The sequence below is a fragment of the Kaistella sp. genome, assembly GCF_032060305.1.
GTDB lineage: Bacteria > Bacteroidota > Bacteroidia > Flavobacteriales > Weeksellaceae > Kaistella > Kaistella yananensis.
In genome coordinates, this window is sequence record NZ_DAMBHK010000102.1 from 3,045 (window position 1) to 6,045 (window position 3,001).

The following is a 3,001-nucleotide window of genomic DNA, read 5'->3' on the forward strand; positions in this document are numbered from 1 at the left end:
ACAAGCATATATCATTAAAGGTTTCAGAACCGCCGTAGGCAAAGCGCCAAAAGGCAGTCTGAGATTTACAAGACCAGATGTTCTGGCTGCAACAGTTATTGAGAAATTAATGGCTGCTGTTCCACAACTCGATAAAGACAGAATTGATGACCTTATTGTAGGAAACGCAATGCCGGAAGCCGAACAAGGACTGAATGTTGCCCGTTTAATTTCATTAATGGGATTAAATACCGACAAAGTTCCGGGAGTTACCGTTAACCGTTACTGCGCCTCCGGTTCTGAAGCCATCGCCATCGCTTCTGCAAAAATACAGGCTGGAATGGCCGACTGTATCATCGCCGGCGGTACTGAATCCATGTCTTATATTCCAATGGGCGGCTACAAACCGGTTCCTGAAACGGAAATAGCAAAAACTAACCCTGATTATTACTGGGGAATGGGTTACACTGCTGAAGAAGTGGCCAATCAGTACAAAATCTCCCGCGAAGAGCAGGATCAGTTCGCTTACGAATCTCATATGAAAGCTTTAAAAGCCAATGAAGAAGGCAAATTTGCAAACCAGATTGTTTCCGTCCCTGTAGAGTATAATTTCCTGGACGAAAACCAGAAGATGCAGACCAAGAAATTCGATTTCAATGTTGATGAAGGTCCAAGAAAAGATACTTCGATTGAAGGTTTGGCAAAACTTCGTCCGGTTTTCGCAAACGGAGGTTCGGTAACAGCAGGAAACTCATCCCAGATGAGTGACGGCGCGGCATTCGTGATTGTAATGTCCGAAGAAATGGTAAAGGAACTAGGTCTGGAACCGGAAGCAAGATTAGTAGCTTATGCAGCTGCAGGTTTAGAACCGAGAATCATGGGAATGGGACCAATCTATGCCATCCCAAAAGCTTTGAAACAGGCAGGTCTGGAACTTAAAGACATCGATTTGATAGAACTTAACGAAGCGTTCGCTTCTCAGTCAGTAGCTATTAAGAAAGAATTAAATCTAAATCCAGATATTCTTAATGTTAACGGCGGTGCAATCGCATTAGGTCACCCACTCGGCTGTACAGGAACCAAATTAACAGTTCAGCTACTGGATGAGATGCGAAAACGCGGCAACAAATACGGAATGGTTTCCATGTGCGTAGGAACAGGTCAGGGAGCTGCTTCAATTTTTGAATTACTTTAAATTAAAAACCAAAATCATGAGCGATACAACACAAAAAACACTTATCGGGGGAGATTTCCTTATTACAGAAACTCCTGCAAAAGACATCTTCACGCTTGAAGAGCTTTCTGAAGAACAAAAGATGATGCGCGATTCTGCGAAAGAATTCATCGACAGAGAAGTGGTTCCGCACCACGAAAGATTCGAAAGCAAAGATTACGCATTAACCGAAGAAACCATGCGCAAGCTAGGCGAAATGGGCTTCCTCGGCGTAACAGTGCCTGAACAGTACGGCGGCCTTGGAATGGGTTTCGTAACCACCATGTTGGCGTGCGATTATCTTTCCGGCGGTAACGGTTCATTGGCGACTGCATACGGTGCCCACACCGGAATCGGAACTCTTCCGATCCTGCTTTACGGAACTGAAGAACAAAAAAATAAATACCTTCCGGATTTAGCTACAGGAACCAAATTTGGCGCATACTGTTTAACTGAGCCGGATGCAGGTTCAGACGCAAACTCAGGGAAAACCAGAGCCAAACTTTCCGAAGACGGCAAACACTACATCATCAACGGACAGAAAATGTGGATTTCCAATGCAGGTTTTGCAGAGATTTTCATCGTTTTCGCGAAAATTGATGACGACAAAAACATCACCGGATTTATCGTAGAAAGAGATACCGAAGGTTTAACTTTCGGTGAAGAAGAGCACAAACTCGGCATCCGTTCCTCTTCTACCCGCCAGGTGTTCTTCAACGACATGAAGGTTCCTGTGGAAAATCTTTTAGGAGAAAGAAACAACGGTTTCAAAATCGCTTTAAATTCCCTGAATGTTGGCCGTATTAAACTGGCTGCAGCAAACCTTGACGGACAGAGAAGAATCTTAGCTCACGCAACAAAATACGCCAACGAAAGAAAACAGTTCGGTGTAGCAATCTCTACTTTCGGAGCGATCAGAAAGAAAATTGCTGAAATGGCTACCGGAGTTTTCGTTTCCGAAGCCGGTTCTTACCGTGCCGCGAAAGATGTTCAGGATAAAATTGACGAGCTTGTTGCCGGCGGAATGAACCATCAGGAAGCTGAACTAAAAGGCGTTGAAGAATTTGCGGTAGAAGCATCCATCCTTAAAGTTTTTGTTTCAGATTTAACGCAGAATACTGCCGATGAAGGAATTCAGATTTACGGTGGTATGGGATTCTCTGCAGACGCACCTATGGAAGCAGCGTGGAGAGACGCCAGAATCGGCAGAATCTACGAAGGTACCAACGAAATCAACCGTCTTCTTGCGGTAGGAATGCTCATCAAGAAAACCATGAAAGGCCAGCTTGATCTTCTGAAACCAGCAATGGCAGTAGGAAAAGAACTGATGGGAATTCCGTCTTTCGACGTGCCTGATTATTCTGAACTGCTGAGCGAAGAAAAAGCCATAATTGCGAACCTGAAAAAAGTATTCTTAATGGTTTCCGGAGCTGCGCTTCAGAAATACATGATGGAAATGGAGAAACAGCAGCACTTACTGCTTAACGCTTCCGAAATCCTGAACCAAATCTATATGGCTGAATCTGCAATTTTAAGAGCAGAGAAACACTTCAGCGCAGATTCTGTGGAAGTTGCCATGGCTAAGCTGAACCTTTACAAAGCCGTTGAAAAAATCATCGCAGCGGCCAAAGAAGGAATTATTTCTTTCGCGGAAGGCGACGAGCAGCGCATGATGCTTTCAGGCCTCCGAAGATTTACGAAATACACCAACCAACCAAACATCATTGCACTTACCGAGAAAATCGCAGCGCATTATGTAGAGAAAGGTCATTACTAGAAAGTAACTTCATAACATTATCTTAAACGCCT

At 44.2% G+C, this 3,001-nt stretch carries 2 protein-coding genes; both read left to right on the forward strand.

Going from position 1 to position 3,001, the window contains the following annotated elements; all coding sequences use genetic code 11:
- Positions 1-1,174, forward strand: a 1,174-nt coding sequence (locus V5N63_RS10960; RefSeq protein ID WP_332033977.1) for an acetyl-CoA C-acyltransferase, incomplete at its 5' end; no start/stop codon positions are given.
- 16 nt (positions 1,175-1,190) lie between these two features.
- Positions 1,191-2,969, forward strand: a complete 1,779-nt coding sequence (locus V5N63_RS10965; protein ID WP_332033978.1) for an acyl-CoA dehydrogenase family protein — start codon at positions 1,191-1,193, stop codon at positions 2,967-2,969.
- Positions 2,970-3,001 lie beyond the last annotated feature (32 nt).